Source organism: Streptomyces sp. NPDC002232 (assembly GCF_042890295.1).
In the GTDB taxonomy this organism is placed as follows: Bacteria; Actinomycetota; Actinomycetes; order Streptomycetales; family Streptomycetaceae; genus Streptomyces.
This window is the reverse complement of sequence record NZ_JBIARV010000006.1, coordinates 83,238-109,728: the sequence shown is the minus strand read 5'-3', so window position 1 is coordinate 109,728 and position 26,491 is coordinate 83,238. Positions and strand designations below refer to the sequence as shown.

The following is a 26,491-nucleotide window of genomic DNA, read 5'->3' as shown; positions in this document are numbered from 1 at the left end:
TCCTCGTCCCTCTCGCGCCGTCGCGTCCTGAGAGCCATGCGCTTCGTCTGTCGTCGTCGCGTCCTGAGGCCCCCGACCGCGGCCTCCCGCCCCGCCGCCATCGCGTCCTGAGGCCCCGACCGCCGCCGTCGTGTCCTGAGGCCGCCCCGGCCGCCTCCTCCCGCCGTCCCAGGAGACCCGTATGCCCTTCACCTCGCCGATCCCGCCGCCCGGAGAACCGGCCCTCGCCCCCACTCCGTACCGCGACCCGCCCTCGAATCCGAAACCCGGAGCCGCCCCCATGACCGATCGCCGCTTCCGCATCGACCGCAGCGCCGCCACCGAGGAGTTCGGGCTCGCCTGCCAGCGGCTCGTCCCGTGGCCCGGCGGGGACGCCGAGCCGCCCGTCGGGGCGATGGCCTGCTTCCTGGAGCCCGGCGGGGACTCCGCGCCCGACTGCCACAACCAGGACGAGGTCATGATCATCCTGTCCGGCACGGGCAGCGTGACCCTCGACGGGGTGCTGGAGCCGCCCTTCCGCACGGGTGACGTCGTCGTGCTGCCCCGCAACCAGGAGCACGTCGTCCACAACACCGGCGAGGCCGAGCTGAGCTGGGTCTCCCTCTACTGGCCGCTGCGCGAGCCCGCCCTGCGCACCGGGAACGACACCGACGGCACCGACAACGAGGAGGTCGCCGCGTGAGCGCCGACGTGTCCGCCCACTGGATCACCGCCACCCCGCCCACCCCCAACGGCGACCTCCACCTCGGCCACCTCGCCGGGCCCTACCTCGCCGGTGACGTCCTGCGCCGCTTCCTCGCCGCCGAGGGCGACGGCCCGGTCCGCTACACGACCGGGCTCGACGACCACCAGAGCTACGTGCCCGTCCGCGGACTGAACGACGGCGGCCGCAAGGGCGACGAGGTCGCCGACGGCTACGGCGCCTCCATCGAGTCCGTGTGGCGCCAGGCCGGCGCCGACTTCGACGCGATCGTCCGCCCGCGCCGCGACGTCGGCTACCACGCCGCCGTCCAGGACTTCTTCAGCCGGCTGTACGACGCCGGGCACATCGTCGCCCGGACGCGGCCCCTGCCCTACTGCACCGGCTGCGAGCGCTGGCTGTACGAGGCGCACCTCAAGGGCGGCTGCCCGCACTGCGGCTCCGCCTCCAACGGCAACGCCTGCGAGCCCTGCGGCCGCCCCAACGACTGCGCCGACCTCACCGACCCCGTCTGCACCGGCTGCGGCGCCGCCCCCGAACTCCGCGACTGCGAGCGGCTCTACTTCCCCCTCGCGCCCTGGGAGGACCGGCTCACCGCCTTCTGGGACCAGGTCGACATGCCGCCGCACCTGCGCTCCCTGTGCGAGCGGATGCGGGCCGACGGGCTCCCCGAGATCGCCGTCAGCCACCCCTCCGAGTGGGGCGTGCCGGTGCCCGTCGCGGGCTTCGCCGACCATCGGATCTACGTCTGGTTCGAGATGGCCCCGGGCTACCTCCTGGAGTGGACCGGCGACGAGGGGACCGGACCGGCGCCCGCGCCCGTCCAGTTCTTCGGCTTCGACAACGGCTACTTCCACGCCCTGCTGTTCCCCGCCGCGTTCCGGGCGTACGACCCCGCGATCGCGCTGCCCCGGGCCTTCGTCGTCAACGAGTTCTACCGGCTCGAAGGGCTCAAGTTCTCCACCAGCCGGCGCCACGCGATCTGGGCGCACGAGGAGCTCGCCCGGACGAGCGCGGACGTCCTGCGCTACCACGTGCTGTCCGACCGCCCCAACGGCCGTCAGACCAGCTTCAGTTCCGGCGCCCTCACGCTGAGCCGGGAGCGGCTCGCCGAACGCTGGGACGGCTGGCTCGGCCGGCTGCTCACCGCCGTCGCCGAGGCCGGTGGCACCGCCCCCGCCGAGGCGCCGAGCGGCCCCGCGTGGGAGCGGCTGCGCGCCCGGCTCACGGAGACCGTCGGACAGCTCCGCGAGGCGTACGGCGTCGAGGGGTACGACGCGCGGCGCGCGATCGCCCTGCTCGACGAAGTGGTGTACCTCGCCGAGGACTTCGGTTACGTGAACGGCTTCGAGGCCGAGCGCCCGGACGGGGCCCCCGCCCACCGCTCCGCGCTCTCCGCCCAGCTGGCCGTCGCCGCCGCGCTGTCCGCCTGGGCCGCGCCCGCCCTGCCGTACGGCTCCGCCCGGCTCGCCGCCCTCCTCGGCCTCGCGCCGGAGCGCCGGGTCGACGCGGAGGCCCTCGCGCCGCTCGCCCCGGGGACCCCGGTGGCGGCCTGGCCCGGGGCGGTCTTCGGTGCCTGAGGTGCCTGAGGCCTTGGAAGTGCCTGAGGTGTCTGAGGTGCCTGAGGTGTCGGGTGGGCCCGAGGTGCTGGGTGTGGCCGACGTGGCGGGTGCGGCGGGGCTGCCGCGCGGGGCCGTCGTCGGGCCCTTCTCCGGGCCCCGGGCCGCCTGGGGCGAGCACCTGGAGCGGGCGGCCGAGCGGTACGGGACGGCCGTGAACTGGGAGCTGTACGACGACCGGGGCGAGGCCGAGACGGCCCGGCAGATCGCCGAGGCGGTCGTCGCCGAGGGCCGGCACGCGCTCGTCGTCGGGCACTTCAACAGCGCCGGAGCCGCGGCGGCCCTCCCCGTCTACCGGGCGGCCGGGCTCCCCGTGCTCCTCCCGCTGGCCACCGTGCCCGGCCTCCTCGCCGACGGCGCGGGCACGCTCCTGCGCTGGTGCCCCGACGACCGGGCCCAGGCGGTCGACCTGCTCGCCGCCGTACGGGACGCCGGACACACCCGGGTCGCCGTCACGCACGACGGCAGCCTGTACGGGGAGCGGCTCGCCCTCCTCGTACGGGACGCCTCGGCGGTCGCGCCGCGGCCCGCGCTCCCCTCGGGGGCCGTGGTCTCCGACGGGAGCGGGCCCGCGACGGGCGCCGTGCCCGTCCCGGCCGTCCTGGCCGGGGAGCTCGCGGGCGTGCCCGTCCTCGACGGCCCCGGCGACCCCGCCGCGCTCACGGCGCTCGTCGTCTGCGGGACCCACGTCGGGGCCGCGCGGGCGGCCCGCGTCTGGCGGGAGGCCGGATTCCGGGGCGGTTTCTGGTTCACCGACGACTGCGCGGTCGACGAGTTCGCGGCCCTGCTCGGCGAGCCGGCGCCCGGCGGCGCGTCCGTGGCCCGGATGCGCGGCGGGCCCGAGGCCCACGTGGACGCGGCCTTCGCCGCCGCCACCGCAGCGCTCTCCGAGGACCCGGGGCGCACCGGCCGCAGCCTGCTGGCCGCCGTACGGGCGCACGCGGACCGGGGGTTCACGGCGCTCGGCGAACCCGAACCGGGCAGCGTGGGATGGGACTTCGTGCCTGTGCCCGTGCCCGCCCCGGCCGGTGCGGCGGCCCCGCGCGGCGGCGGGCGGCACGGGCGCGCCTACGACGTCATCGTCGTCGGCGCCGGGGTCGTCGGCTCCGCCACCGCCGCCGCACTCGCCCGGCGCGGTGCGCGGGTCGCGCTCGTCGCCCCCATGGACGGCCGCCAGGACCACGCCACCGCCTGGTCCGGCGGGCTCGTCCGCTCCTTCGAGGCCGACCCGTACCTGCGGGCGCTCGCCCTGCGCAGTCACCAGCTCGCCTGGGGACCGGCCGCGCTCGCGCCGGGACCGTACGGCTTCATGACCACCGGATCGCTCGTCCTCTGCGGCGACGACGACCTGGAGCAGGCCGAGAAGGGCGTCGCCGAGCTCAACGGGGCGGGAGTCACCGCCGAGTTGCTGGACCCCGGCGTGCTCGGGGCCCGCTTCCCCGCGCTCTCCGTCGACGGCGTCACCGCCGCCGTCTGGGAACCCCGGGCCGGTTACGCCGACCCGCCCCGCACCGCCCGGGTCTACCGCGACCGCGCCCTCGCCCACGGGGCCCGGCTGCTGCCCGCCCGGGTCCGGGAGCTCGACGCCCCGCCCGGGGCCGACCGGGTCCGCGTCCTCCTCGAACCGGGCGGACCCGTCGAGGCCCGCGCCGTCGTCCTCGCCGCGGGCGGCGGCACCGGGGAGATCGCCGGCCACCGGCTGAGCGGCGCGGAGGCCGGACGCACCAAGAGCATCCGGTACGGCTTCTTCCACCACCCCGCCACCGCCGGACTGCCGACCGTCGTCGACCTGGTGAGCGGCGTCTGGGGGCGGCCCCAGCTCAGCGGCGAGGCGGCCGGCGGCTACATGGCCGGACGGCCCGTCGACGAGTGGGACGTGGCGCCGGGCGGCGAGGCCACCCTGACGGACGCGCACGTGGCGTACATCCGGGAGGGGGCGGCCGTGCGGTGGCCCTGGCTCGCCGACCCCGCCACCCGCTTCCTCGGCGGACGCCGGGGCGTCGACCTCTACACGCCGCACTCCCGCCCGCACCTCGGCCGCGAGCGGCCCGGGAGCCGGATCGTGCTCGCCACGGGGTGGTCGGGGGCGGGCTTCAAGACGGCGCCGGGGGCGGCGGAGCTCGCGGCGACGGAGACGCTGGAGGTCTTGGCGGAGCCTTGAACGAACGGGGCGGGTGGGGGTGCGGGTGGGTGCCCCGGTGTGCCTGCGCCCGCGCCGGTCCGGGTGGGCCCCGGGACGCGCCAGGTGCGGGGCCGCCGCCCGTGCCCGGGTGGGGCCGCCGCCGCCCGTGGGCCGTCGCCCGCTGCCCGTGTGGCCTTCGCCCCGCCTCCGTGTGGGCAATCGTCCCGCTGGGGCGGGACGGGTGGGCACACGGGACGGCGCCCTTTCGCGGCGCCTCCGCGTTCCGTGCCTCGACCCGCACCGCCCAGCGACCGTGCACGTGGGCGCGGGTCCAGGCACAAGAGCCTCTGGCGCCGGCAAGGGCGCCGTTCCGTTGTGCCCACCCGTTCCGCCCCTTGCGGAACGCCTGCCCACAACGGGTGGGCGCGGGCCCGCGACGGGCGGGGCGTCGACCCGGCGCTACGCAAGGCACAACTCATCCTCGGAGGTGACACCATGACCGATCTTCTGAAGCCGACGCCCGTCGCGCGGCGGAGTCCCGCTCTCGGGGTGCGCGCGCTCGTCGTGTTCTACGTCAGCAGCCTCGTCGGGACCGGCATCCTTCTGGTGCCGGGTCTGACCGAGCGGCAGGCCGGCCCCGCCGCGATCCTCGCCTGGCTGGCGCTCGCCCTCAGCTCGTACCCCTTCGCCCGCTTCTTCGCGGAGATGTCCGCCTGGCGCCCCGACGCCTCCGGTCTCGCCGCGATGGTGGAGGCGGGCTTCGGGCGCCGCCCGGGCCGCGCGGCGGCGCTGCTGCTGGTCGCCACGTACGTCATCGGCAATCCGGTGATGGGCATCGTGTCCGCCCGCTGTCTGCTGGGGCTGCTGGGCCAGCCCGACGGCCCGGTGTACCCGATCGCGATCGGGTTCATGGCGCTGTCGGCCGCGTTCACGCTGCTGGGACTCACGGCCGGAGCCCGCGTGCAGGCCGGGGCCCTGGCCGTGCTGCTGCTCGGCCTGGGCGCGGCCGTGGTGCTCGCGGTGCCGCGGTTCGACGCGGGCGCGTACACCCCGTTCCTCACCCACGGCTGGGGCGGCGTCGGCATCGCCGTCGTCACCGCCTTCTTCTCCTTCCTCGGCTGGGAGAACGTCTCCACGCTCGCCGAGCAGGTCGACGACCCGGCCCGCAGCTACCGCCGCGCGATCCGCTGGGCGGTCCCCATCGTCGGACTGCTGTACGCGGCGGTGACGGCCGCCTACCTGGCCGTCCCCGGCGACGAGCCCGTCGTCATCACCGCCCTCCTCGGCGCCTCGCTCGGCGACGGCGGCGCGCTCGCGGGCGATCTCCTCGCCCTCGGACTCGCGGTCGTCGCCACCAACGCCTGGGTGCTGGGCGCCACCCGCGTCGTCCGGGCCGCGGCCCGGGAGCGGATCCTGCCGCGCGTCCTGGCCGACCGCCCGCTGTCCGCGACCGTCGCCCTGGCCCTCGCCTACGCGGCCGTCCTCGGGACCCTGACTCTCACCGACACGGGTGAGGAGCTGGTCCTCGTCATCACCAGCAGCGCGTTCCTGCTGCTGTACGTGGCCGCCGCCGCGGCCGCCCTGCGGGCCCGGGGCACCGGCCGGGCCCTGCGGACGACGGCCGTCGTGACGCTGCTGATCGCGGCCGTCTTCCTCTCCTTCGCCGGTACGGGGCTGCTGCTCGCCCTGCTCCTGGCCGCCGGCTGCGCGGTCGTCACCGCCCGCACCCGGACCTCCTGAACCCCTCTCCGCCGAAAGGTGCTCCGCCATGAACGAGACCACTCCCGTCTACGACGTCGTCGGTGTCGGCTTCGGTCCCGCCAACCTCGCCCTCGCGATCGCCATCGAGGAGCACAACGAGCGGGCCGCGCCCGACGAGCGGCTCACCGCCGTCTTCCTGGAGAAGCAGCCGGCCTTCGGCTGGCACCGGGGCATGCTCCTGCCGGACGCCACCATGCAGGTCTCCTTCCTGAAGGACCTGGCCACGCTCCGCGATCCGCGCAGCCGCTTCGGCTTCGTCCCGTACCTCCACGACCGGGGACGCCTGGTCGACTTCATCAACCACAAGGTGCTCTTCCCGACCCGCGAGGAGTTCCACGACTACCTCCAGTGGGCCGCCAACGGCGTGGACCACATGGTCCGTTACGGGCTCGAAGTCACCGCGGTCCGGCCCGCGGGCCCGGCGGAGCCCGCCGGCCGCGTCGTCGAGGTCGACGTCGCCACCGTCGGAGAGAGCGAGGCCGTCACCTACCGGGCGCGCAACCTCGTCGTCGGCACCGGCCTCGTCCCCCGGCTCCCCGAGGGCGTCACCTCCTCCGAACGCCTCTGGCACAGCAGCGAGTTCCTGCACCGGCTCGCCGCCCTGCCCACCACCGAGCCGCGCCGCTTCGTCGTCGCCGGGGCCGGGCAGAGCGCCGCCGAGATCGCCGACCACCTGCACCGGGAGTTCGCGGGGGCCGAGGTCGTCGCCGTCCACACCCGCTACGGCTACAGCCCGGCCGACGACAGCCCCTACGCGAACCGGATCTTCGACCCGGAGGCCGTGGACCTCTACCACGGGGCCGAGCCGGCGGTCCGCCGCACGCTCATGGACTACCACCGCAACACCAACTACGGCGTCGTCGACATGGACCTCATCGAGGAGCTGTACCGCCGCTCCTACCAGGAGAAGGTCCGCGGCGAGCAGCGCCTGAGGATCCTCGGCGTCACCCGCCTCACCGAGGTCGAGGAGGGCCCCGACGGAGTCCGCGTCCAGGTGCGGAACCTGGCCACCGGGGAGACGGAGACGATGGACGCGGACGCCGTCGTCTACGCCACCGGCTACTCCGAGCCCGATCCGGGCCGGCTGCTCGGGGAGCTCGACGCCGCCTGCGCGCGCGACGAGGACGGCCGGCTGCGGGTGCGCCGCGACTACCGGGTGGAGACCGCGCCCGAGGTCGAGGCCGGGATCTACCTGATGGGCGGTACGGAGCACTCGCACGGCATCACGGCCAACCTGCTGTCGATGGCCGCCGTCCGGGCCGGCGAGATCTGCGACAGCCTGGTGGCGGGCCGCCGTTCCGACAGGCGGGCGCCGGTGGCGGTGACGGGCTGATCCCCCGTACAACACCTACACCCGCACGGAACGAGAGGTCATCATGAGCAGCACCACCACAGAGCTCGGCGACGAGCTGGCCGTCACCGAGCGGACCCGGCTGCGCCGGATGCGTCACAAGGGCAGCCACCGGCGGGCGGACCTGGACGCCGTGCTCGCCGCCGGCTTCCTCTGCCACCTCGGGGTCACCGTCGACGGCACGACGATGGTGGTGCCCACCGCGTACGGGGTGGACGGCGACCGGCTCTACCTGCACGGCTCGGTCGCCAGCCGCAGCCTGGTCCAGGCCCCCGACACCACCGTGTGCGTCACGGTCACCCACGTCGACGGCCTCGTCCTCGCCCGGTCCGTCTTCGAGCACGGCGTCAACTACCGCTGCGCGATGGTCTACGGGGTCCCCGAGATCGTCACCGACCCGGAGGAGAAGCTCCGCGGCCTGCGGGCCCTGACCGAGCAGAGCTCTCCGGGGCAGTGGGAGTACGTCCGCCGGCCGAGCCGCAAGGAACTGGCCGCGACCGCGCTGCTCGCGCTCGACCTCACCGAGGCCTCCGTGAAGACCGCCGACGGCCCGCCGGACGACGGCGAGTCCGAGGACGCGGCGCTCGGCCTGTGGGCGGGAGTGCTGCCGGTCGTGACCACCTTCGGCGAACCCGTCACGGACCCGATCCTCCCCGCGGACCTCGCCCCGCCCGCCCACATCGCCTCGCGCGCGGGCCGGGAGGTGCACGCACCCCGGACCCGGTGACGCGGGCGGGGAGGTGCACGCCCGTGACGCGGGCCGCGAGGTGCACGCCCCCGGTCCCGGTTACCGTGCGCCGACCCCGCGGACCGACCCCAGCCGTGACCGAGTGACCGCGCGCCCGTCTCGCGGACCGAGCCCAGCCGTGACCGACCGGCTGGGCTCTGCTGTGTCCGCCGCGCCGGGGCGGGGGCGTCAGTCGCCGTGCCCGGTGCCTCCGCTGCCGAAGCCGCCGCTGGAGATGCCGCCCCACTTGCGCTTCTCCTCGGTCGGTGGCTCGGGTGAGGTCTCCGTGCCGGATTCCTTCAGCTGGTAGGGCATGAGCCGGTGCTCGCCGTCGGTCTGCGGCATCGCGGCCGGCCTGCGGTACTCGGACGTCTCGCCGGGCAGTGCCCCGGTGTCGGGCCGGTGCGGCTGTTCCTCCGGCTTCGGCGTACGGGACTCACGGTCGCTGAGCCGGAAGCCGAGAATGACGGCGCCGATCAGCACGAAGACGACGACGAGTCCGCCGACGACCTGGGCCAGACCTGACTGCCAAACCCCAGCGGCCAGGTTCTCTGTTGCGCTGAGAGTGTTCATACCTTCAGGATTACCCGATTCCGCTTGTTCGGATACGTCGGGCGGGGATCCGCCGCGATTCCGCGATCCCGCGATCCCGTGAATCCGCGAATCCGTGAATCCGTCTGAAACATTTCCGCGCCCCCGTCGCGTCAATGAGGTGTACGGCGACCACGCCATGTGACCGCGAGGGAAGGGAGGGGCATGAGAAAGTCCCGCGCGGACGAGTTCCTGGAGTTCGCCTCCGCACGCACGGGCCATCTGTTCCGCTCGGCGTGCCTGCTGACCAGCGGCGACACCCACCTGGCCGAGGACCTCACGCAGGAGACGCTCGGCCGGATGTACGCCCACTGGGGCCGGATGGCCCGGATCGGGAACCCCGCCGCATACGCCCAGACCGTGCTCGTCCGCATCTTCCTCAGCCACCGCAGGCGCCGCTCCGCCACCGAGCGGCCGCTCGGCGAACTGCCCGACCGCGCCCCCGAGCACGGCGAGGACCCGGCTCTGAGGATCGCGCTGCTCGACGCGCTGGCCGGCCTCGCGCCGAAGGACCGGGCGGTGGTGGTGCTGCGGTACTGGGAGGACCGCAGCATCGAGGAGACCGCCGACGCCCTGCATGTCAGCTCCGCCGCCGTCCGCACCCGGTCGGTGCGGGCGCTCGCGAAGCTGCGGGAACGGCTCGGCGGCAGCGTGGCCGAGTTCGCCACCCGCTGACCAGGTCTTTCCCGGTCTCCTCGATCTCCCCATCTCTCGAATGGCTCGATCTCCTCGACTCATTCGACCCATCGACCTTCTCGATCTTCTCGACTTCCCTCCGACCGGAGACGGTGATCTCGGCATGCCCCAGAACGAAGGACACCCGCACGACGGAGCGCCGCACCCGCGCTTCGAGGAGGAGCTCGGCGCCGTCCTGCGCACCACCGGCGACGGCTTCTCCGCCGACGGCCGGCGCGAGCTGGTCGAGGGCGGGCTCCGGCGCGGCCGGCGCCGCCTGATGCGCCGCCGCCTCGCGGTGACCGGCGGCGCCCTCGCGCTCGCCGCCGTCGGCATCGGCGGCGTCTACGGCGGCTCGCTCCTCGACCCCGCCGGGGACCCGACGGCCACCTCCGTGGCGGGGCCCCCGCGCCCCGCCCCGAGCGAGGACACCGGCGGCGGCAAGGAGAACCGGCCCGAGGCCGGCGTCCCCGTCCGGGACATCGCCGCCGTCCTCAAGGCCCACACCCCTGCCGGGAAGTGGCAGTTCGACGGCCTCGAAGGCCGGGGCCAGTCGGTCACCGGCGTCTACGACGACGGCGGGGGCAAAGCGGGCGTCAGCGTCGGCCTCTTCCGGGCGGGCACGGGCGGCGAGGCCGGCAAGGACCAGGTCACCTGCCCCGACAAGGCGCTCGTCCGCTACGACAGGTGCGCCGACGGGCAGGTCCCGAACGGCGACCGGATCATGATCCTCCAGGGGTACGTGTACTCCGACGGGCGCGAGGAGACCAAGAACTGGCGGGCCGTCCTGCTCACGAAGGACGGCTTCCTCGTCGACGTGAGCGAGTACAACGCCGCCGCCGAGAAGGGCGCCGCGGTCACCCGCGAGAACCCGCCCTTCAGCCTCTCCCAGCTGAAGGCCCTCGTCACCGCCGACGGATGGCGGCCGCTGCTCAAGAAGCTGGGCGCGCCCCCGCAGCCCGACCCCGGCACGCCCCAGCGGCCCCCCGTGCCGAGCGCCGCCGCCGTGCAGGCCACGCTGCGCTCGCTGCTGCCGAAGGGCGCCGCCGTGATGTCCCACGGCGGCGGTGACGGCCACGGCTACGTCGTCGTCGACGACGGCAGGGGCAGGAGCCTCGTCGGCGTCGACGTGCAGCCCTCCGCGGGGAAGTCCGGCGCCCAGCTCTTCACCGGCGCGGGCGTCTCCACCCTGCCCGACGGCACCAAGGTCAAGTCCGTCCGGCAGCCCGGTGAGAAGGGCGGCGCCGGGGTCGTCTGGTGGAGCGTCGACACGCTGACCCCGCAGGGCTTCCGGGTCGTCGTCTCCGCCTTCAACGCGGGCGCCCAGTACGAGGCCGCGACCCGCGACGAGCCCGCGCTGACGATGGAGCAGCTGAAGGCCCTGGCCCTGAGCCCGAAGTGGCACGAGCTGCCGCTGAACTGAGCCGCGCACGAGACCGCCGGTGGCACGGGGAGCTCCGTGCCACCGGCTCCTTCGCGCGCGCACCGCCCGGCGGTCCGCTTCCGAAGTCCCGCCCTCGGCCGCCTACTTGGCGTCCGCGTACCGCTCGACCGTCGCCGTCGTGAACGGGAACCGGACCGGCGTCTCCCCGAACGCGATCCGCCCGGCCTCGTCCCCGGCGGTCCGGATCGCCTCCGTCACCGCCGCGGCCTCCTCCGCGGGACAGTGCACGATCACCTCGTCGTGCTGGAAGAAGACCAGCTCCGCCCGCATCCCCGCGAGGGAGCGGCGCAGGGCCGCCAGCATCAGCAGCGCCCAGTCGGCGGCGCTGCCCTGCACGACGAAGTTGCGGGTGAAGCGCCCGCGCGCCCGGGCGTTCCCCGAGGCGTACCCGGGGACGAACTCGCCGCTCTCCGGCTCCGGGGCGCCCGCCCCCTCCTGCGGGAGGCCCGCCTCCTCGTCCTCGCCCGCGCCGACCGCCCGCGGACTGGTCCGGCCCAGCCAGGTCCGTACGAGCCGGCCCTCCTCGCCCGCCTTCGCCGCCTCGTCGACATAGGCCACCGCGCGCGGGAAGCGGCGGCGCAGCGCCGCCAGGTTCTTCAGGCCGTCGCCGCTGGTCTGTCCGTAGATCGCGCCGAGCAGGGCGAGCTTGGCGTGGTCGCGGTCGCCGGAGAAGGCCCGGTCGGAGAGGCGGGTGTAGAGGTCGTCGGGGTGCCCCGCGACGTCCATCAGGCCCGGGTCGCGGGAGATCGCGGCGAGGACGCGCGGCTCCATCTGGTCGGCGTCGGCCACCACGAGGCGCCAGCCCTCGTCGGCGACCACCGCCCGCCGGATCACCTTCGGGATCTGCAGGGCGCCGCCGCCGTTGGTCGTCCAGCGCCCGCTGACCGTGCCCCCCGGCAGGTACTCCGGGCGAAAGCGGCCGTCCCGGACCCAGTCGGCCAGCCAGGACCAGCCGTGCGCCGTCCAGATCCGGTAGAGCTTCTTGTACGCGATGAGCGGCTCCACGGCCGGGTGGTCGATCTCCGCGAGCTCCCAGCGGCGCGTGGAGCGGACCCGGATCCCGGCCTGAGCGAAGGCCTTCACCACGTCGGCGGGCAGGTCCGGGCGGACCCGGCGGCCGAACGCCGCCGACACCTCGTCCGCGAGCTCCGCGAGCCGGCGGGGCTCGCCGCCGCCCGCGTACCGCTCGCCGAGCAGCTCGCCCAGCAGGTCCCGGTGGACGTCCGCCCGCCAGGGCAGCCCGGCCCGGTGCATCTCGGCGGCCACGAGCATCCCCGCCGACTCCGCGGCCGTGAGCAGCCGCATCCGGCCCGGGTGCTCCGCCCGGTCGTGGCGGCGCAGCTGCTCCGCGTAGACCGCGAGGAGGCCGTCGAAGGGCACGGAGGCGGTGGGCCTCGGCTCGAAGAGCGAGTCCTGCGAGCCGGGCTCGGCGGCGCGCTGCGGCGGGTCGGGCGGCACGGGGGCGTTCCGCAGGCGGGCCAGGGCGGCGGCCGCCGAGCGCGGCTCGCCGAGGCGGCCCTCGTGGCCGAGGAGGAGCTGCTCGGCGTCCTCGACGTCGTAGCACCGCTCGACGCGGACGCCGGCGGCGAGGAGCCGCGGGTAGACCTCGGCCGTGGACCGCCACACCCAGCGGGCCACCTCGGGGCGGGTCCGCACGGCCGCCACGAGGTCCGGCTCGCGCCGCACCGGTCCGGCGGGCAGCCCGTCCGGACCGAGGGGCACGAGCAGTGCGCCGTCCCCTCCGTCCGCGTCGACGCCCAGCGCCCACCGTTCGCTCACGGGTGCGAGTCTGGCACCCACCACTGACAGCGCCGGGCGACGGCACGCCCGCGTCGCCCGCGGGTTGCCGCCGCGCGCCCCCGGTGTGGGCCTTCGCCCCCGCCCGTGTGGGCAATCGTCCCGCTGGGGCGGGACGGGTGGGCACACGGGACGGCGCGTTCAGCGGCGCCTCCGCGATCTGGGCCCGACCCGCACCACCCGGGTGCCGTCACTGGTGGTGCGGGTCGGGGCGCTACAGCCTCTGGCGCCGGCAGGGGCGCCGTTCCGTTGTGCCCACCCGTTCCGCCCCTTGCGGAACGCCTGCCCACAACGGGACCGGCGGGTCCGTCAGGCGGCTGCGTGGAAGAGGGCCGCCGCCTCGCCCCGGGAGTCGACGCCCAGTTTGTTCAGGATGTTCGCCACGTGGAACTTCACCGTCGACTCGCTGATGTGCAGCTGCTCCGCGATCCGCCGGTTCCGGTGTCCGAGCGCCAGGTGCCGCAGCACCTCCACCTCCCGCTCGCCGAGCCCGGTCAGGGGGTGCGCGGCCTCGACCGGGGCCTCCGGGGTGGCCAGCGGGACGACCGCCGTGATCGTCGTCCCCCAGCCGGGCACCGCGTCCACGTCGAGCCGCCCGCCGAGCACGTCGAGCCGGTCCCGGATCGTGCCCGCGCCGAGGTCGCAGGCGGCGAGGGCGCCCGCGCCGTCGTCCCGTACGGAGGCCCGCAGCTCGTGCTCGGTGAGCTGCCAGCCGACGTGGACCCGGTCCACGGAGTCCTGCTCCAGGACGATGAGCAGCAGCGACCGGACGATGGCCCGCGCGCTGTGCGCGACGTCGGCCGCGAGCGAGCGCGCGGAGTCGGGCGCGCCCAGGTCGAGCCGGACCCTGCTGTGCCGCAGCATGGGCCGCAGTTCGCCGGCCAGCCGCTCGAAGGCGTCATCGGCGGGTTCCTCCGCGAGGGACCGGTCGCGCCGCTGCTCGGCCCGCCACTCGACGAGCGCGGACGCGGCGAGGTCGGTCGCGGTCGTCCGGGCCGTCGTGTCGTCGAGGGCCCGGCTGCGCAGCACCCCGAGGACCCCGGAGAGCGCCGCCGCGTGTGAGGCGGTGAGTTCGGCGATCACGCGCGCGCGGGTGTCGGCCGCCGCCCGGGAGCGGGCCAGCGCGCCCGGCATGGCCTCCGTCGCGAACCGCTCGAAGTGTCCGGTGACGAGGTCCCACAGGGCCTGCGCCGTGGTGAGCGAGGACGGGTCGGCCGGGGCCGTGCCGTCCGCGCGCACGAGCACGAGGACCGCCCCGCGCCGGGTCGCGTGGCTGGTGACGGCGACGACCTCGCGCTCCCGGCCGCCGATCGTCGCGCGGCCCTGCCAGGGCGCGCCGGGGACGCCCGCCGTGAGAAGCGGCGTCAGTTCGGCCGCGGTCATCAGCTCCGTACCGCCGAGCGTCTTGAAGGGGGAGTGGGCGCAGTGGGTGGACAGTTCGGCGGCGTCCACGTGCGGGACCAGCGGTGCGAGGGCGGCCGAGACCTTGGGGAGGATCTCCCCGAGCGGCTGCCGGATGATCTCGTACGCGGTCGTCAGGGTGGGCGCGTCCATGCGACTCAGCCTAGTCGGGGACCGCCGGGTGACGGCCCGTCTTCCGGCCAGGTGCGACTGGCCGTTGGGAGGGCGGGGAGGGGTGCGACGGAAGGTCAGGATGGGGGCGTCGAAGAGCGAACGGGCGGCAGCGGAGGCTGAGATGGAAGCGATCGTGTACGAGGAGTTCGGCGGCCCCGAGGTGCTGCGCCACGAGACCGGGGTCGAGAGGCCGGAGCCCGGACCCGGCGAGGTCCGGGTCAAGGTGGCCGCCGTGGGCGTCAACCCGGTGGACTGGAAGCGGCGTTACGGCTGGGTCGAGGAGTTCTACCCGACGACCTTCCCGGCCGTCCCGGGGCTTGAGTTCGCCGGCACCGTCGACGCGCTCGGCGAGGGCGTCACCGACCTGGCCGTCGGCGACGAGGTCCTCGGCTGGACGAAGACCGGCGCCTACGCCGAGTACGCCCTCGCCGGCACCGTCGCCCCCAAGCCCGCCGGGCTCTCCTGGCAGGCCGCCGCCGCCCTCCCGGTGGCCGGCGAGACGGCCCGGCGCGTCCTGGACCTCCTCCGGGTGCGGGAGGGCGAGACGCTGTTCCTGCACGGCGCGGCGGGCGTCGTCGGCTCGGTGGCCGTGCAGCTCGCGGTCGCCGCCGGGATCACGGTGGTCGGCAGCGCATCGGAGTCCAACCACGCGTACCTGCGGGAGCTCGGCGCGATCCCCGTCGCGTACGGCGACGGGCTCGCGGACCGGGTCCGGGCCGCCGCGCCGGAGGGCGTCGACGCCGTCTTCGACGCGGCCGGGCACGGAGTCCTGCCGGTCGCCATCGGGCTGCTCGGCGGCGGCGACGCGGCGAAGGAGCGGATCGTGACGATCGCCGCGACGGACGCGGCGGAGCACGGCATCGTCTTCTCCGGCGTCACCGGGGAGCCGGACGCGGTGCGGCGCGGGCTCACCGCCCAGGCCCGTCTGGCGGTCGAGGGCGCGCTCACGGTCCGCATCGCGGAGACGCTGCCGCTGAAGGAGGCGGCCCGTGCGCAGGAGGCGAGCGAGTCGGGTCACGTACGGGGCAAGATCGTCCTGATCCCGTGAGACCGATGTGACGTGAGGAAGGCGACGCCGATGTACGCGATGTCCCTGGGCGAGGACGGGGCCGAACTGCGGCCGCTCGAACCGTGGCAGGCCGAGGAGTTCCTGGCGCACATGGACCGGGGACGGGAGTTCATCGGCGCCCGCAACGGGCTCCCCGACGTCGTGACCGACCTGGAGTCCAGCCGGGCCTTCCTGCGGACGTACGCGGAGCGGGCGGCGGCCGACACCGGACGCATCCACGGCATCTGGCACGGCGGCACGCTCGTCGGCGCGGTGATCCTGCGGACGTTCGACGCGGCCGGCGGCACGGCCGAGGCGGGCTGCTGGCTGGAACCGGCGGCCGCCGGCCAGGGCCTGGTGACCCGGGCGGCGCGGGCGCTGATCGACTGGGCGGTCGAGGTGCGGGGGATCCACCGGGTGGAGTGGGTGGTCTCCTCGTCCAACGAGCCCAGCATCGCGGTGGCCCGGCGGCTGGGGATGACGCGGGACGGGGTCCTGCGGGGGAGCTATCTGTACCGGGGCGAGCGGCACGACGAGGAGATCTGGTCGATCCTGGCCCCGGACTGGCGCGCGGCCCGAGCCGGGGCGTAGCGCCCCCGGCTCGCGTGGGGCGGGCCCTGACGGACCTGGGGCGGCGGCCTTGACCCACGCAGGGCGCCCCGGGTGTCGAGCGGTGCGGATCCCACGGGGGTGGACCGGCACCGCTTCATGCGCCCGGGTGCCCGTTCCAGGCCCGCGCGGGGCGGGGCGGTGACCCGGCTCCGACCCCGGTCGCCGCCCCGTCGTCCCACCATCGCCGCTCAGCGCGTGAGCCGCCACGCGGGGACGGCCGACGCGGCGACCGCGACCGCCGCGCACACCCCGGCCGCCGCGCCCACCGTGCCCCACGGCAGGACCAGGGCGACCGGTGCCGACAGCGCCGCCAGGGCCGCGCCCAGTGTGCCCAGGACCACCGCCGTGACCGCAAGGCCCAGCGCCGTCCCGATCGCGACGGCCAGCGTCGCCTCGCCGGTCACGACCCGCAGGATCTGGGCGCGGGTGGCCCCGGCGAGCCGCAGCGAGGCCAGCTCTCCGGCCCGTACCGAGGTCGCCATGAGCAGGGTGTTGGCGAGGCCGATCACCGTGTAGACGAGGGCGATGCCCAGGACCAGGACCATCCCGAGGCGGGACCCCCGGCCGGCGCCCCCCTCCGCGCGCGGGGGAGCCGTTCCGCCGCTCGCCTCCAGGGCCCTCACCGTCGCCGCCCCGCCCCCGCGCGCGTCGATCCGGTCGACGGCGGCGCCGGGGGCGTTGGCCCGGGTGACGTACGGCCCGTTGTCGCCGGTCCCGCGCGCGAGGACGGCCGCGACCCGGAGCCGTACGGGACCGCTCCCGTCCGCCCGCCACACCTCGACGCTCTCGCCGACCCGGTGCCGCTCGAACTCCTCGTTCACCACGATCGACCGGTCGTCCAGGTCCCGCAGGTCCCCCGCCGTCACCGGCAGCCGGGCGAGCTCGGCGAAGGCGGCGGGGTCGGCGACCGCCCGCGCCCCGTACTTCACGACGGCCGCGTCCCCGTCCCGTACGAAGACGGAGGTCGCCCCGGTCGCGGAGAGGACGGCTCCGGCCGGTGCGGCGGCCGGGAGCCGCAGGTCCGTGCCGCTCACCGCGTACGGGGCGGACGTCCGCTCCCGCGCCTCGGTCTCCTTCGCGCGCGTGACGCTCGTCGCCGAGCCGAACAGCGTGCCGGCGAGCGCCACGGTCACGAGGACGGGCGCGGCGACGGCGGCGGTGCGGCGGACGGCGGCCGCGCTGTTCTCCCGTACGAGCGTCCCCACCGCCCCGCGCGCCCGTAGCAGCCGGGCGGCCGGCCGGACGAGGAGCGGCGAGAGCAGCGCGGCGCCGGTGATCAGGAGCATCGGGAGGGTCGTGTACGTCTTCCGCTTGAGCAGGGCGGACGGGTCGGTGGCGCAGGTCCAGGCGAGGAGCCCGAGCCCGGCCAGGACGAGCCCCGTGCCGAGGACCGCGCGGCCGAGGGGCAGGACGTCGGCGTCGATGTCCGCCTCGCGCAGCGCGGCGGCCGGACCGACCTTCCCGGCCCGGCGGGACGCGGCGAAGGCTCCGGCGAGGGCGACGGTCACCCCCGTCCAGAAGGCGGTGTGGAAGGGCCAGGAGGGGCCGCCGGTCGTGAACCACGCGGGCGCGAGGCCGCCGTCGACGAGGGTCCGGGCGAGGAGGGGCGCGCCGAGGGCGCCGAGCGCGCACCCGGCGGCGGAGGCGAGCGCGCCGAGCACCGCGGCCTCGGCGAGCAGGAGCCGCCGGAGCTGGCCGGGGGTGGCTCCGGCGGTGCGCAGGAGCCCGAACTCGCGGCGGCGCAGCGCGACGGCGAAGGCGAAGGTGGAGGCGACGACGAAGACGGAGACGAAGGCGGTGACGCCGCCGGAGGTGCCGAGGAGGGCGTCGAGGGTGACGAGGGCGCGGGCGTCCCGCTCGGGGTCGGGGTCGGCCCGGGCGCGCTCGCTGCCGGTGAGGACCCGGGCGCGGTCGCCGACGAGCGCCCGGACCTCGGCGGCGGGGGCGTCGACGCCGAGGGCGTCGGGGCCGCCGGAGGAGGTGACCTTCCAGCGGGCGCGGAGCTCGCGGACCAGCGCGCCGTCCACAGGCTGTGGACGGTCGAGCATCCGCTCCACGGGCACGGTCGCGGGCCCGCGCCGCACGTCCACCGTCAGCCGGTCCCGGCCCTGCACGACGACGGGCGAGGAGGCGAACCGTTCCGGCGGACGCTCGGGCGCGTGGGACGTCGCGGCGAGCCCGAGCCCCATGGTGGCGAGCAGCCCGACGCCGAGCGCGAGGGCGACGAAGCCGCCGACGAAGGAGGCCCAGCGGTCCCGGAGCCCGGAGAGCACGACGGTCAGCACGCCGCACCCCCGGCCGGGAGGCCCGCGGTCTCCAGCGAGGTCATCCGTGCCGTCACCGACTCCACGGTCGGGCGGGCCAGTTCGCCCGCGACCCTTCCGTCGGTCAGGAAGACCACGCGGTCCGCGCGGGACGCCGCCACCGGGTCGTGGGTGACCATGACGATCGTCCGGCCGTCGCGGTCGACCAGCTCCCGCAGCATGCCGAGGACCTCGCGGCTCGTCGTCGAGTCGAGCGCGCCGGTCGGTTCGTCGCCGAAGAGGACGGCCGTCCGGGTGATCACCGCGCGGGCGATCGCGACCCGCTGCTGCTGGCCGCCGGACAGCTCGCCGGGCCGGTGCCGTTCCCGGCCGGCCAGACCCACGCGCGCGAGGGCCTGCCGCACCTCCGCGCGGGACGGGCGGCGGCCGGCGAGCCGGAGCGGCAGGGCCACGTTCTGCGCGGCGGTCAGGGAGGGCAGCAGGTTGAAGGACTGGAAGACGAAGCCGATCCGGTCCCGCCGCAGCAGCGTGAGGCGCCGCTCGCTCAGCCCCTCCAGGGCGGTGCCGCCGACCTCGACGGTCCCGGCGGTGGGCCGGTCGAGACCGGCGGCGCACCTCAGGAGCGTGGACTTGCCGGAGCCGGAAGGGCCCATGACGGCGGTGAAGGTCCCGCTGTGGAAGTCGAGGTCGACGCCGTCGAGGGCGCGGACGTGGCGGTGGTGCCGGGTGAGCCGGCGGAGCCGTACGGCGGCGTTCGAGGTCATGGGGCAAGCGAACCGTCCCGGGCGCCCCCGATCACGACCCCCACCGGGCGTCCCGGAGGTGGGCCTGGCCCTACCCCCGGGCTCGGCTCACCCCTCTCGGGCCGCCCGCACGGCGCGCGCGAACACGTCGAGCGCGTCCCGGGGTTCGCGCCCGCCGAGCAGGGCGCGCAGGTGGCCCCGCTCCACGCCCGTGCCGTCGAGGAAGCCGTGGGCGATCGCCGAGTACGTGCTCGCCAGCATCGGCACCTGGAAGGGTTCGGCACCGGACGCGGCGAGCGCCGCGCGGGCCTCCGCGAGCGTGCCGGGGGCGTAGACGGCCCCGAGGGCCGCCGCCAGGTCGGCGCCGCCGAGGGCGCGCTCGCCGACGAGCTCGTACACCCGGTTCCGGTGGGCGGCCGGGTCCGTGGCGACCGAGACGGCGACGTCGGCGAGGTCCTCGCGGGCGACGGCGGCGAGCCGGCCCGCGCCGAGGGGCCCGGTGACGCGGTGCTCGGCGTCGGGGGCGGCGATCCACGTGAGGAACTCGGCGTAGAGGCCGTTGCGCAGGATCGTCCAGTCGAGCGTCGTGGACCGCCGCAGCCGCCGCTCGGTCCAGCGGTGGGGGAGCGCGTACGCGAGGTGGTCGCCGTCGCCGGACAGGCTGGTGTAGACGACGTGCCGGACGCCGGCGGCCTCGGCGGCGGAGATCCCGGCCTCGTGGCGGGCGACGACGACGTCGTCCTCCCCGTACCCGGCGGAGACGAGCAGCAGGGTGCGCACCCCGGCGAAGGCCCCGGGGAGCGTCTCCGGGGCGTCGAAGTCGAGGCGGCGGGTGCCGGGAAGCCCGGCGCGGCTGCCGAGGACGACCCCGTCGCGGCCGGCGAGCCGGGCGGCGACGAGAGAGCCGAGGGCGCCGGAGACACCGGTGACGAGCAGCATGGATTCCCCCTGAGGTGGTGACGGCTGAGACCATCGTGGCCGGACGGTCAGAAGTGCGGAAGGAGGCACATTGATGTCGGAGGGGCACACGGAGGTAACCACCGAGCCCGTGGTCAGCTGTGCCGAGGACTGCGGCGTGCGGGACGTCCAGGACCGGCTCGGCGACAAGTGGACGGTGCACGTCGTCGTCGAACTCGCTGCCGGGCCAAGACGGTTCAGGGAGCTCCAGCGGCTCGTCACCGGGATCTCGCAGCGGATGCTGACCCTGACGCTGCGCCGCCTCGAACGGGACGGGCTGGTGTCGCGGACGGTGTACCCGACGACCCCGCCGCAGGTGGAGTACGCGCTGACCGAGACCGGGCACAGCATGACCCGGCTGATCCGGCAGCTGGTCGACTGGTCGCTCGACCACCGCGCGGTGATCGCCCGGTCGCGCGCCGCGTGGGACGCGAGGGACACGGCGTGAGCGGCATCATCGGCAAGGCCTTCGAGGCGCTGTACGCGAGCGACGACGCCTCCCTCGACACGGCGGCCTCCCTGCTGGCCGCCGACCCGGGCACGGACGCGGAACTGGCCCGGCGCGGCGAGGAGTTCGTACGGACGCTGTGGGGGCGGGGCTGGCAGCCCGCGGACCTGGAGCGGACGGCCCGGCGCGAGCTGTCGGACGAGCACGTGCGGCTCCTCGCGGAGCTGATCAGGGCCGAGACGGCCGGATACGAGCGGCTCCCGCACCGCTGGCGGGCGCAGCTGGACGGCCTGGAGGGCCCGGACGCCGGCGCCGCCCGCCCGGACCGCTTCTCACGGGCGACCGCCGTCCTGGAGCTGTACCGGCTGCTCGTCCGGCTGCCGCGCCTCGACGCGGTCGGCCCGGTCCCGGGGGAGGCCCTGCCGCCCGCTTCGGCCGGCGAGCCCCGGATGCTGACCCGGATCCGGGCGCTGCTCGCGAAGGCGGAGGCGACGGGCTACCCGGAGGAGGCGGAGGCGCTCACGGCCAAGGCGCAGGAGCTGATGGCCCGGCACAGCCTGGACGAGGCCACGCTCGCGGCGGGCGCGCCGAGCCCGGAGACGCCGGGCGCGATCCGGATCGGGGTGGAGCCGCCGTACGAGCAGGCCAAGGCGATCCTGCTCGACGCGGTGGCCACGGCGAACCACTGCCGGGCGGTGTGGAACGAGGCGTACGGCTTCTCGACGGTCGTCGGCTTCGAGGCGGACCTGGACCCGGTGGAGCTGCTGTACACCTCGCTGCTCGTGCAGGGCACTGCGGCGATGACGCGGGCGGAGGCGGAGCAGCGGGCGGGCGGCCGCAAGCGCACGAAGTCCTTCCGGCAGTCCTTCCTCCTCGCGTACGCGAACCGGCTGGGCGCGCGGCTCTCGGCCACGTCCCGCCGGGTGGCGGCCGAGGCGCCCACGCTGCTGCCCGCGCTGGCCTCCCGGGAGGTGGCGGTGGGCGCGCGGACGGACGAGCTCTTCCCGGAGACGCGGACGACGCGGGTGCGGGCGGCGTGGGACGAGGCGGGGTGGACGGACGGGTCGTCCGCCGCCGACCGAGCGGGCCTCCACCCGAACCGGCCGCGGCTGGGGTAGGGGCGGGGGGTGGGGGCGGTGCGGGGCGGTGTGGGGCGGTGCCCGCCGCCTGCTGCCGCGCGGCCGTCCGGCCTGCCGGCCCGTCCGCCGTCGCCCGTGCCTGTGCGGGCCCGTCGGCCGCTGTCCGTGCCCCGTCGCCCGTGCCCGGACGTGCCCGTCGCCCGCTGTCCGTGCGGGCCGCGCCCGCTGCCGCCGTTTGCGGGCCTTCGCCCGCTGCCCGTGTGCCCATCGCCGTGTGGGCCCGTCGCCCGCTGCCGTGTGGGCAATCGTCCCGCTGGGGCGGGACGGGTGGGCACACGGGACGGCGCCCTTTGCGGCGCCTCCGCGTTCTGTGCCCGGACCCGCACCACGTGTGACGGCACGGATCCGGTGCGGGGCCAGGTCCAGGAGCCTCTGGCGCCGGCTAGGGCGCGGGTCCGTTGTGCCCACCCGTTCCGCCCCTTGCGGAACGCCTGCCCACAACGGGGCCCGGCTGGGCGCGCCGCCCACAACAGGGCCCGGCGGGGGCGCCGTCCCCGGAGGGGGCTTGGTCGCAACGGGGGAAATGACCGGTTCGCGGATACGCTCTGCGTATGAGCTGGCTCCGGGCGCTGAAGGAGACCGCCCGCTCCGGACTCACCGTGGAGCGGCGGCGGCTGGAGCCCGCCGTCGCGGCCCGCGGAGCCCTCGGTCTCGCCCTCGTCGTCGGCTTCTCCCTCACCCTCTTCGGCCCCTCCGTCGCCGTCTCCTCCGCCTTCGGCGCGTTCCAGGCCGCCATCGCGACCTTCCAGCGTTCCTGGCGCCCCCGCCCCACCCTCGCCCTGGCCTCCGGCGCCAGCCTCGCCGTGTCCACGTTCCTCGGCTACCTCACCGGGGCGCACGCCGTCCTCTTCCTCGCCCTGCTGGTCCTCTGGACGTTCCTGTCGGGGCTGGGCTGGGCCGCGGGGCCGACCGCCGGCATCATCGCCTCCTCCAACGTGGCGATCATGCTGGTGACGGTCACCCTGCCGACCTCCGTCGCCGCCGCCGCGGGCCACGCCGCCGTGATCTTCGCGGGCGGGGTCGTCCAGGCCGCGCTGGTCGTCCTCCTGCCGGTCCGCCGCTGGGGCGCCCAGCGCGACGCCCTGGCGGACGCGCTGGCCGCCGAGGCGGACTACGCCCGTCGCCTCCGCCACGACCCGGTCGCCCCGTTCGACCCCGTACCGCTCATGACGGCCCGCAGCGCCGCCGCCGTGACGCCCCGCCAGGCCCGTAGCCGTCCGGCGGAGCTGCACGGCGCGCGCGGCCTCGCGGAACGCATCCGTCCCGTCCTCGCCTCGCTGGCCGACCCGGCGGTCGGCGTCCCGGAGGAGGGGCCGCAGCGGGCCCGGGTGCGGGAGCTGCTCGGGGCGGCGGGCGAGGTCCTGGACGCCGCCGCGCACGCCATCCGGCACGGCGAACCGGTCGTGCTGCCGCCGCCCGCGCAGGCCGCCCTCCGCACCCCGGACACCGCCGCGATCCTCCGGGGCCCGTCCCGCCGCGCGGCCCTGCGTCTGGCGGCGCTGCTCGGCGACGTCGTGGAGACGGCCGAACCACGCACCGAGACGTCGGGCGCGACGGGGACCGGCCACGGGCGCCACCGGCCCCGCCCGACCCTGATCGCCCTCGCGCCCGTCGTCCTGGCGCAGGCCCGCGCCGAGCTCCGCCCCGACTCCCCGGTCCTGCGGCACGCGGTCCGGGTCTCCGCCGTCACGGCCGCGGGGTACGTCCTCGGCGGCCTGCTCCCCTTCGGCCACGGCTACTGGGCGCCGATGGCCTCGGTGATGGTCATGCGCCCGGACTTCTCGCAGACGTACGCGCGCGCGGTGGCGCGGTTCGGCGGCACCCTCGTGGGCGTGGCGCTGGCGACGGCGGTCGTGCAGTCGGCGCACCCGGGCACGTACCTCTCCGGCGTGCTCGCGGTGCTGTGCGCGTTCGGGATGTACCTGCTGATGCGGACGGGGTACGCGGCGGCCCAGGTCTTCGTCTCCGCGTACGTCGTCTTCCTGCTCGGCATGGTGGGCGCGGGCCTGACCCAGACCGTCCGGGACCGGGTGCTGCTGACCCTGCTCGGCGGGCTCCTGGCGATGCTGTCGTACGCCGTCTACCCGGCGTGGGAGACGCCCCGGCTGCGCGGCCGGCTCGCGGACTGGCTGGCGTCGGTCGGGGCGTACGCGGCCGTCGTCACCGCCCGGTACGCCGACCCGGCCGGGCCGGCCAGCCCCGACGTGCGGGAGGCGCTGCTGCGGACCCGCGCGGCCCGGGTGGCCTGGCAGGAGGCGGTGGCGCGGGCGACCCACGAACCGGTGCGGCACCGGGGGCTGTCGCACGCGGCGGTGGAGCAGGCCGAGCACGCGCTCGCGGAGTTCGGCCGGGTGGCGATGCTCCTGGAGGCGCACCTGCCGGAGCGCGGCGCCCCGCCCGTGCCCGCCGCCGCGGCCCTCGCCGAGGCCCTGCGCCGGTCGGCGGAGCGGGGCGCGAAGGAGGTGCGGGAGCGCGGGGAGCCGCACTGGGAGGACCTGCGCGAGACGATCGCCGCCTGGTCCGACGCCCCGCCCGACCACTTCCTGCTGGACAAGGGGGCGGTCCTGCTCCTGAGCTGTCTGGAGGAGCTCACGACGGCCCTGACGGAGTCGAGCCGGCGCCACTGACACCGCGCGGCTCCCGCCGGTGAATTTCGACGGCGTGTCATCCAGGGACGTGCGAGCCGGAGTTGAAAGGGAGGAGGGGCGCGAACGGTCGCCGTCCCCGGAGATCCCAGGAGCACCCGGATGAAGAAGTACCTGCTGGCCGCGGCGGGCGTCGTGGCCGCCGCGGTGATCGCGGCGCCGGCCGCCGTGGGCGCCGCCGAGGCCCCCGCCGCCCCCGCAGAGGTGGCCGCGCCGGCCCCGGTGCGGGCCGCCGCCCCCGTCGTGACCGCCGCCGCGGCCCAGGCTCCCGCCCGGATCCGTACCGTCCGCCCCGGCGAGCGGATCGACGCGGGGCAGGGGTACACGGTGTGGCTGACGGCGGACGGCAAGCACTGGGCGGACCCGGACGGTTTCGAGAACTTCCGCAGCGTGGTCGACGGCAACATCGACCGTTCGCTGCCCGGCGTCAGCCACCAGAGCGAGGGCGGTCCGGCGGACGCGTTCCACTCGGGCCTGTTCTACGGGACGAGGAAGGCGGGCCGCGTCGTCCTGACCGACGCCGGGGGCCGCCGGACCGCCGCCACGCTCGTCGCGCTGCCGGGCCACCCCGACTGGGGCGTCTGGTACGCCCACGCGGGAGCATCCGAGGACAGCCCGTCCGTGACGCTCTACGACCGTGCGGGCAAGGTCCTGGCCGAGCTGCCGGCCCGGACGTCCTGACCGGCGTACGCGACGCGTACGCCACGGCGTGGGGCCCGGCACGGGGCGGGCCCCACGCCACCCGCCCCTCCCACCGACAGATCGCGAGGTCCGACACCGTGCCGCAGCCGCAGGAGTCCGCCGAAGAGGACGACGGCTTCGCCGAGTTCGCCGTCGCCGCCTGGCCCCGCCTGGTGCGCACGGCGCAGCTCCTGACCGGGGACTTCCACGAGGCCGAGGACCTGGTGCAGACGACGCTGGCCAAGGTCTACGGGCGCTGGCGGCGGGTTCCCCGGGCCGAGATCGACCTCTACGTGCGCCGCGCGCTGATCAACAACAACCTCAGCAGGATCCGCCGGAAGCGGGTCGCCCACCTCCTGACGCCGGTGCTGCCCGAGTCCCTCCGCCCCACCTCGTCGGGCCACGCCGAGGCGGTCGAGGACCGCACGGCGCTCCTCGCGGCCCTCGCGGACCTCACCGCGCGCCAGCGTGCCGTGATGGTGCTGCGCTACTGGGAAGACCTGACGGAGCCGCAGATCGCGAGCGTGCTCGGCTGTTCGCTCGGCACGGTCAAGTCGCACGCCCGGCGCGGCCTCGCGGCCCTGCGCGCCGATCCCCGGCTCGCCGGCGTCCCGGCCGCCCCCGCCCCCGTCCTCCCCCTCGCGTCCGGAGCCCGACGATGAACCCCACGCCCCCGCCCGAGCCCGGCCCGTCCGCGCCCGGCCCCGCCGCCACCGGCCCTGCCGACGCCACCGACGCCACCGGCGTCACCGGCGTCACTGACGCCACCGACGCCACCGACACCGCCGACGCCCCCGACGTCCGGGCCGCCTTCGCGCGCGCCGCGTTCGACGTCACCCCGGGGCCGGTGCCGCTGGCCGCCGTGCGGCGGGCGGGCCGGGCGCGGCGGCGGCGCCGGACGGCGGCCCTCTCGGCGGTCTCGGTGATCGGGGCGGCGGCGGTCGTGGCGGCGGCCGTGGCCCTCGTCCCCGTACGGCCGTCCCCGCCGGAGCCCGCGCGGGTGGCCGCGCGGCCGACCGCCGTCCGGCCCTCGCCGACGGCCCCCGACCGGATCCGTACCGTCCGCCCCGGCGAGCGGGTGGAGGCCGGGCGGGGGTTCACGGTGTGGCTGACGGCGGACGGCAAGCACTGGAGGGATCCGGACGGCCTGGAGAACTTCCGCGGCGTGTCCGACGGCAACATCGACCGCGCGGCGCCCGGTGTCTCCTACCAGAGCGAGGGCGGTCCCGAGGGCGCCTTCCACTCGGGTCTCTACTACGGCACGACGGCGGCGGGCCGGGTCGAGCTGACCACCGGCCCCGAGGGACGGACGGTCCTCGCCACCCTGCTCGCACTGCCGGGCCGTCCCGGCTGGGGCGTCTGGTACGCGTCGACCGGACCGGGCGGCGGGGTCACCGCCGTCACGCTCTACGACCGCGCGGGCGCCCGCCTGGCGACCCTGGAGAACTGACGGACGCGCCGACAGCTCGTTCCCCCGCGCCTCCCTCTCTCTCGCAAGCCCGTCCCCGCGCGGGAGCCTCGCCCCCGCCCGGCCCGGCGGTGGGGCGGCCGGTGATCGCTCTCAGCGCGGCCCGCCGCACGGCGCAGCGCGC

Annotated in this window: 22 protein-coding genes; 16 read left to right on the top strand and 6 right to left on the bottom strand. The window is 76.3% G+C overall.

Annotation, left to right across the window (positions count from 1 at the left end; genetic code table 11):
- Window positions 1–280: 280 nt before the first annotated feature.
- The 6 genes from ACFYXU_RS28705 to ACFYXU_RS28680 all read left to right on the top strand — a co-directional run bounded on the left by ACFYXU_RS28705 (window position 281) and on the right by ACFYXU_RS28680 (window position 8,280).
- Window positions 281–682, top strand: coding sequence for a cupin domain-containing protein (locus ACFYXU_RS28705; protein ID WP_389460648.1), 402 nt, complete (start codon window positions 281–283; stop codon window positions 680–682).
- The gene (locus ACFYXU_RS28700) at window positions 679–2,280 is read left to right on the top strand and encodes a class I tRNA ligase family protein (RefSeq protein ID WP_389460646.1); all 1,602 of its coding nucleotides are present in this window, start codon (window positions 679–681) and stop codon (window positions 2,278–2,280) included. Before ACFYXU_RS28705 ends, ACFYXU_RS28700 begins: the two co-directional genes overlap by 4 nt.
- Before the next feature lie 37 nt (window positions 2,281–2,317).
- A complete protein-coding gene (locus tag ACFYXU_RS28695) occupies window positions 2,318–4,480 on the top strand; it encodes an FAD-dependent oxidoreductase (protein ID WP_389460644.1) in 2,163 nt (720 codons plus the stop codon).
- A 456-nt stretch (window positions 4,481–4,936) separates the two neighbouring features.
- A complete protein-coding gene (locus ACFYXU_RS28690; protein ID WP_389460642.1) occupies window positions 4,937–6,181 on the top strand; it encodes an APC family permease in 1,245 nt (414 codons plus the stop codon).
- A 28-nt stretch (window positions 6,182–6,209) separates the two neighbouring features.
- A complete protein-coding gene (locus ACFYXU_RS28685; protein ID WP_389460640.1) occupies window positions 6,210–7,535 on the top strand; it encodes a lysine N(6)-hydroxylase/L-ornithine N(5)-oxygenase family protein in 1,326 nt (441 codons plus the stop codon).
- Window positions 7,536–7,578: 43 nt separating this feature from the next.
- Window positions 7,579–8,280, top strand: a complete 702-nt coding sequence (locus ACFYXU_RS28680) for a pyridoxamine 5'-phosphate oxidase family protein (RefSeq protein WP_376509893.1) — start codon at window positions 7,579–7,581, stop codon at window positions 8,278–8,280.
- Window positions 8,281–8,469: 189 nt separating this feature from the next.
- Here the strand turns inward: ACFYXU_RS28680 and ACFYXU_RS28675 are convergent, their stop codons facing one another.
- Window positions 8,470–8,853, bottom strand: coding sequence for a DUF6479 family protein (locus tag ACFYXU_RS28675; RefSeq protein ID WP_389460638.1), 384 nt, complete (start codon window positions 8,851–8,853; stop codon window positions 8,470–8,472).
- A 183-nt stretch (window positions 8,854–9,036) separates the two neighbouring features.
- On the opposite strand from ACFYXU_RS28675, the gene ACFYXU_RS28670 reads away from it, so the two are divergent.
- Window positions 9,037–9,546 carry a SigE family RNA polymerase sigma factor gene (locus tag ACFYXU_RS28670; protein ID WP_376509891.1) on the top strand — a complete coding sequence of 170 codons (510 nt, stop codon included), beginning with the start codon at window positions 9,037–9,039 and terminating at the stop codon, window positions 9,544–9,546.
- A 124-nt stretch (window positions 9,547–9,670) separates the two neighbouring features.
- The gene (locus tag ACFYXU_RS28665) at window positions 9,671–10,969 is read left to right on the top strand and encodes a hypothetical protein (RefSeq protein ID WP_389460635.1); all 1,299 of its coding nucleotides are present in this window, start codon (window positions 9,671–9,673) and stop codon (window positions 10,967–10,969) included.
- Between the two features lie 102 nt (window positions 10,970–11,071).
- Here the strand turns inward: ACFYXU_RS28665 and ACFYXU_RS28660 are convergent, their stop codons facing one another.
- Together ACFYXU_RS28660 and ACFYXU_RS28655 are read right to left on the bottom strand one after the other, a co-directional pair.
- Window positions 11,072–12,769, bottom strand: a complete 1,698-nt coding sequence (locus tag ACFYXU_RS28660; protein ID WP_389407687.1) for a bifunctional 3'-5' exonuclease/DNA polymerase — start codon at window positions 12,767–12,769, stop codon at window positions 11,072–11,074.
- A 327-nt stretch (window positions 12,770–13,096) separates the two neighbouring features.
- Window positions 13,097–14,341, bottom strand: coding sequence for a LuxR C-terminal-related transcriptional regulator (locus ACFYXU_RS28655; protein ID WP_376509885.1), 1,245 nt, complete (start codon window positions 14,339–14,341; stop codon window positions 13,097–13,099).
- 142 nt (window positions 14,342–14,483) lie between these two features.
- Between ACFYXU_RS28655 and ACFYXU_RS28650 the strand changes: the two genes are divergently transcribed.
- Complete coding sequence (locus ACFYXU_RS28650; RefSeq protein ID WP_376509883.1) at window positions 14,484–15,410, top strand: NADP-dependent oxidoreductase; 927 nt, start codon at window positions 14,484–14,486, stop codon at window positions 15,408–15,410.
- Between the two features lie 30 nt (window positions 15,411–15,440).
- Window positions 15,441–16,001: a GNAT family N-acetyltransferase gene (locus ACFYXU_RS28645; RefSeq protein ID WP_376509881.1), complete on the top strand. Its 561-nt coding sequence runs from the start codon at window positions 15,441–15,443 to the stop codon at window positions 15,999–16,001.
- Between the two features lie 209 nt (window positions 16,002–16,210).
- Here the strand turns inward: ACFYXU_RS28645 and ACFYXU_RS28640 are convergent, their stop codons facing one another.
- From ACFYXU_RS28640 to ACFYXU_RS28630, 3 genes are all read right to left on the bottom strand, one after another.
- Window positions 16,211–18,307, bottom strand: coding sequence for an FtsX-like permease family protein (locus tag ACFYXU_RS28640; protein ID WP_389460632.1), 2,097 nt, complete (start codon window positions 18,305–18,307; stop codon window positions 16,211–16,213).
- On the bottom strand, window positions 18,301–19,050 hold the full coding sequence (locus tag ACFYXU_RS28635) for an ABC transporter ATP-binding protein (protein ID WP_389460630.1): 750 nt from the start codon (window positions 19,048–19,050) through the stop codon (window positions 18,301–18,303). The genes ACFYXU_RS28640 and ACFYXU_RS28635 overlap by 7 nt, the downstream gene beginning before the upstream one ends.
- Window positions 19,051–19,137: 87 nt before the next feature.
- Window positions 19,138–19,968, bottom strand: coding sequence for an NAD(P)H-binding protein (locus ACFYXU_RS28630; RefSeq protein ID WP_389460628.1), 831 nt, complete (start codon window positions 19,966–19,968; stop codon window positions 19,138–19,140).
- Window positions 19,969–20,041: 73 nt separating this feature from the next.
- Here ACFYXU_RS28630 and ACFYXU_RS28625 point away from each other — a divergent pair, with 73 nt between their 5' ends.
- The 6 genes from ACFYXU_RS28625 (at window position 20,042) to ACFYXU_RS28600 (ending at window position 26,349) form a co-directional block, all read left to right on the top strand.
- Window positions 20,042–20,434 carry a winged helix-turn-helix transcriptional regulator gene (locus ACFYXU_RS28625; RefSeq protein ID WP_389460626.1) on the top strand — a complete coding sequence of 131 codons (393 nt, stop codon included), beginning with the start codon at window positions 20,042–20,044 and terminating at the stop codon, window positions 20,432–20,434.
- Complete coding sequence (locus ACFYXU_RS28620) at window positions 20,431–21,552, top strand: DUF2786 domain-containing protein (RefSeq protein WP_376509875.1); 1,122 nt, start codon at window positions 20,431–20,433, stop codon at window positions 21,550–21,552. The genes ACFYXU_RS28625 and ACFYXU_RS28620 overlap by 4 nt, the downstream gene beginning before the upstream one ends.
- A 572-nt stretch (window positions 21,553–22,124) precedes the next feature.
- Entirely contained in the window at window positions 22,125–24,200 is a 2,076-nt protein-coding gene (locus tag ACFYXU_RS28615; protein WP_389460624.1) for an FUSC family protein, read from the top strand.
- A 120-nt stretch (window positions 24,201–24,320) separates the two neighbouring features.
- Window positions 24,321–24,899 carry a hypothetical protein gene (locus ACFYXU_RS28610; protein ID WP_389460622.1) on the top strand — a complete coding sequence of 193 codons (579 nt, stop codon included), beginning with the start codon at window positions 24,321–24,323 and terminating at the stop codon, window positions 24,897–24,899.
- Window positions 24,900–24,997: 98 nt separating this feature from the next.
- Window positions 24,998–25,561: a SigE family RNA polymerase sigma factor gene (locus ACFYXU_RS28605; protein WP_384563207.1), complete on the top strand. Its 564-nt coding sequence runs from the start codon at window positions 24,998–25,000 to the stop codon at window positions 25,559–25,561.
- Entirely contained in the window at window positions 25,558–26,349 is a 792-nt protein-coding gene (locus tag ACFYXU_RS28600; protein ID WP_389460620.1) for a hypothetical protein, read from the top strand. The genes ACFYXU_RS28605 and ACFYXU_RS28600 overlap by 4 nt, the downstream gene beginning before the upstream one ends.
- Window positions 26,350–26,491: the final 142 nt, after the last annotated feature.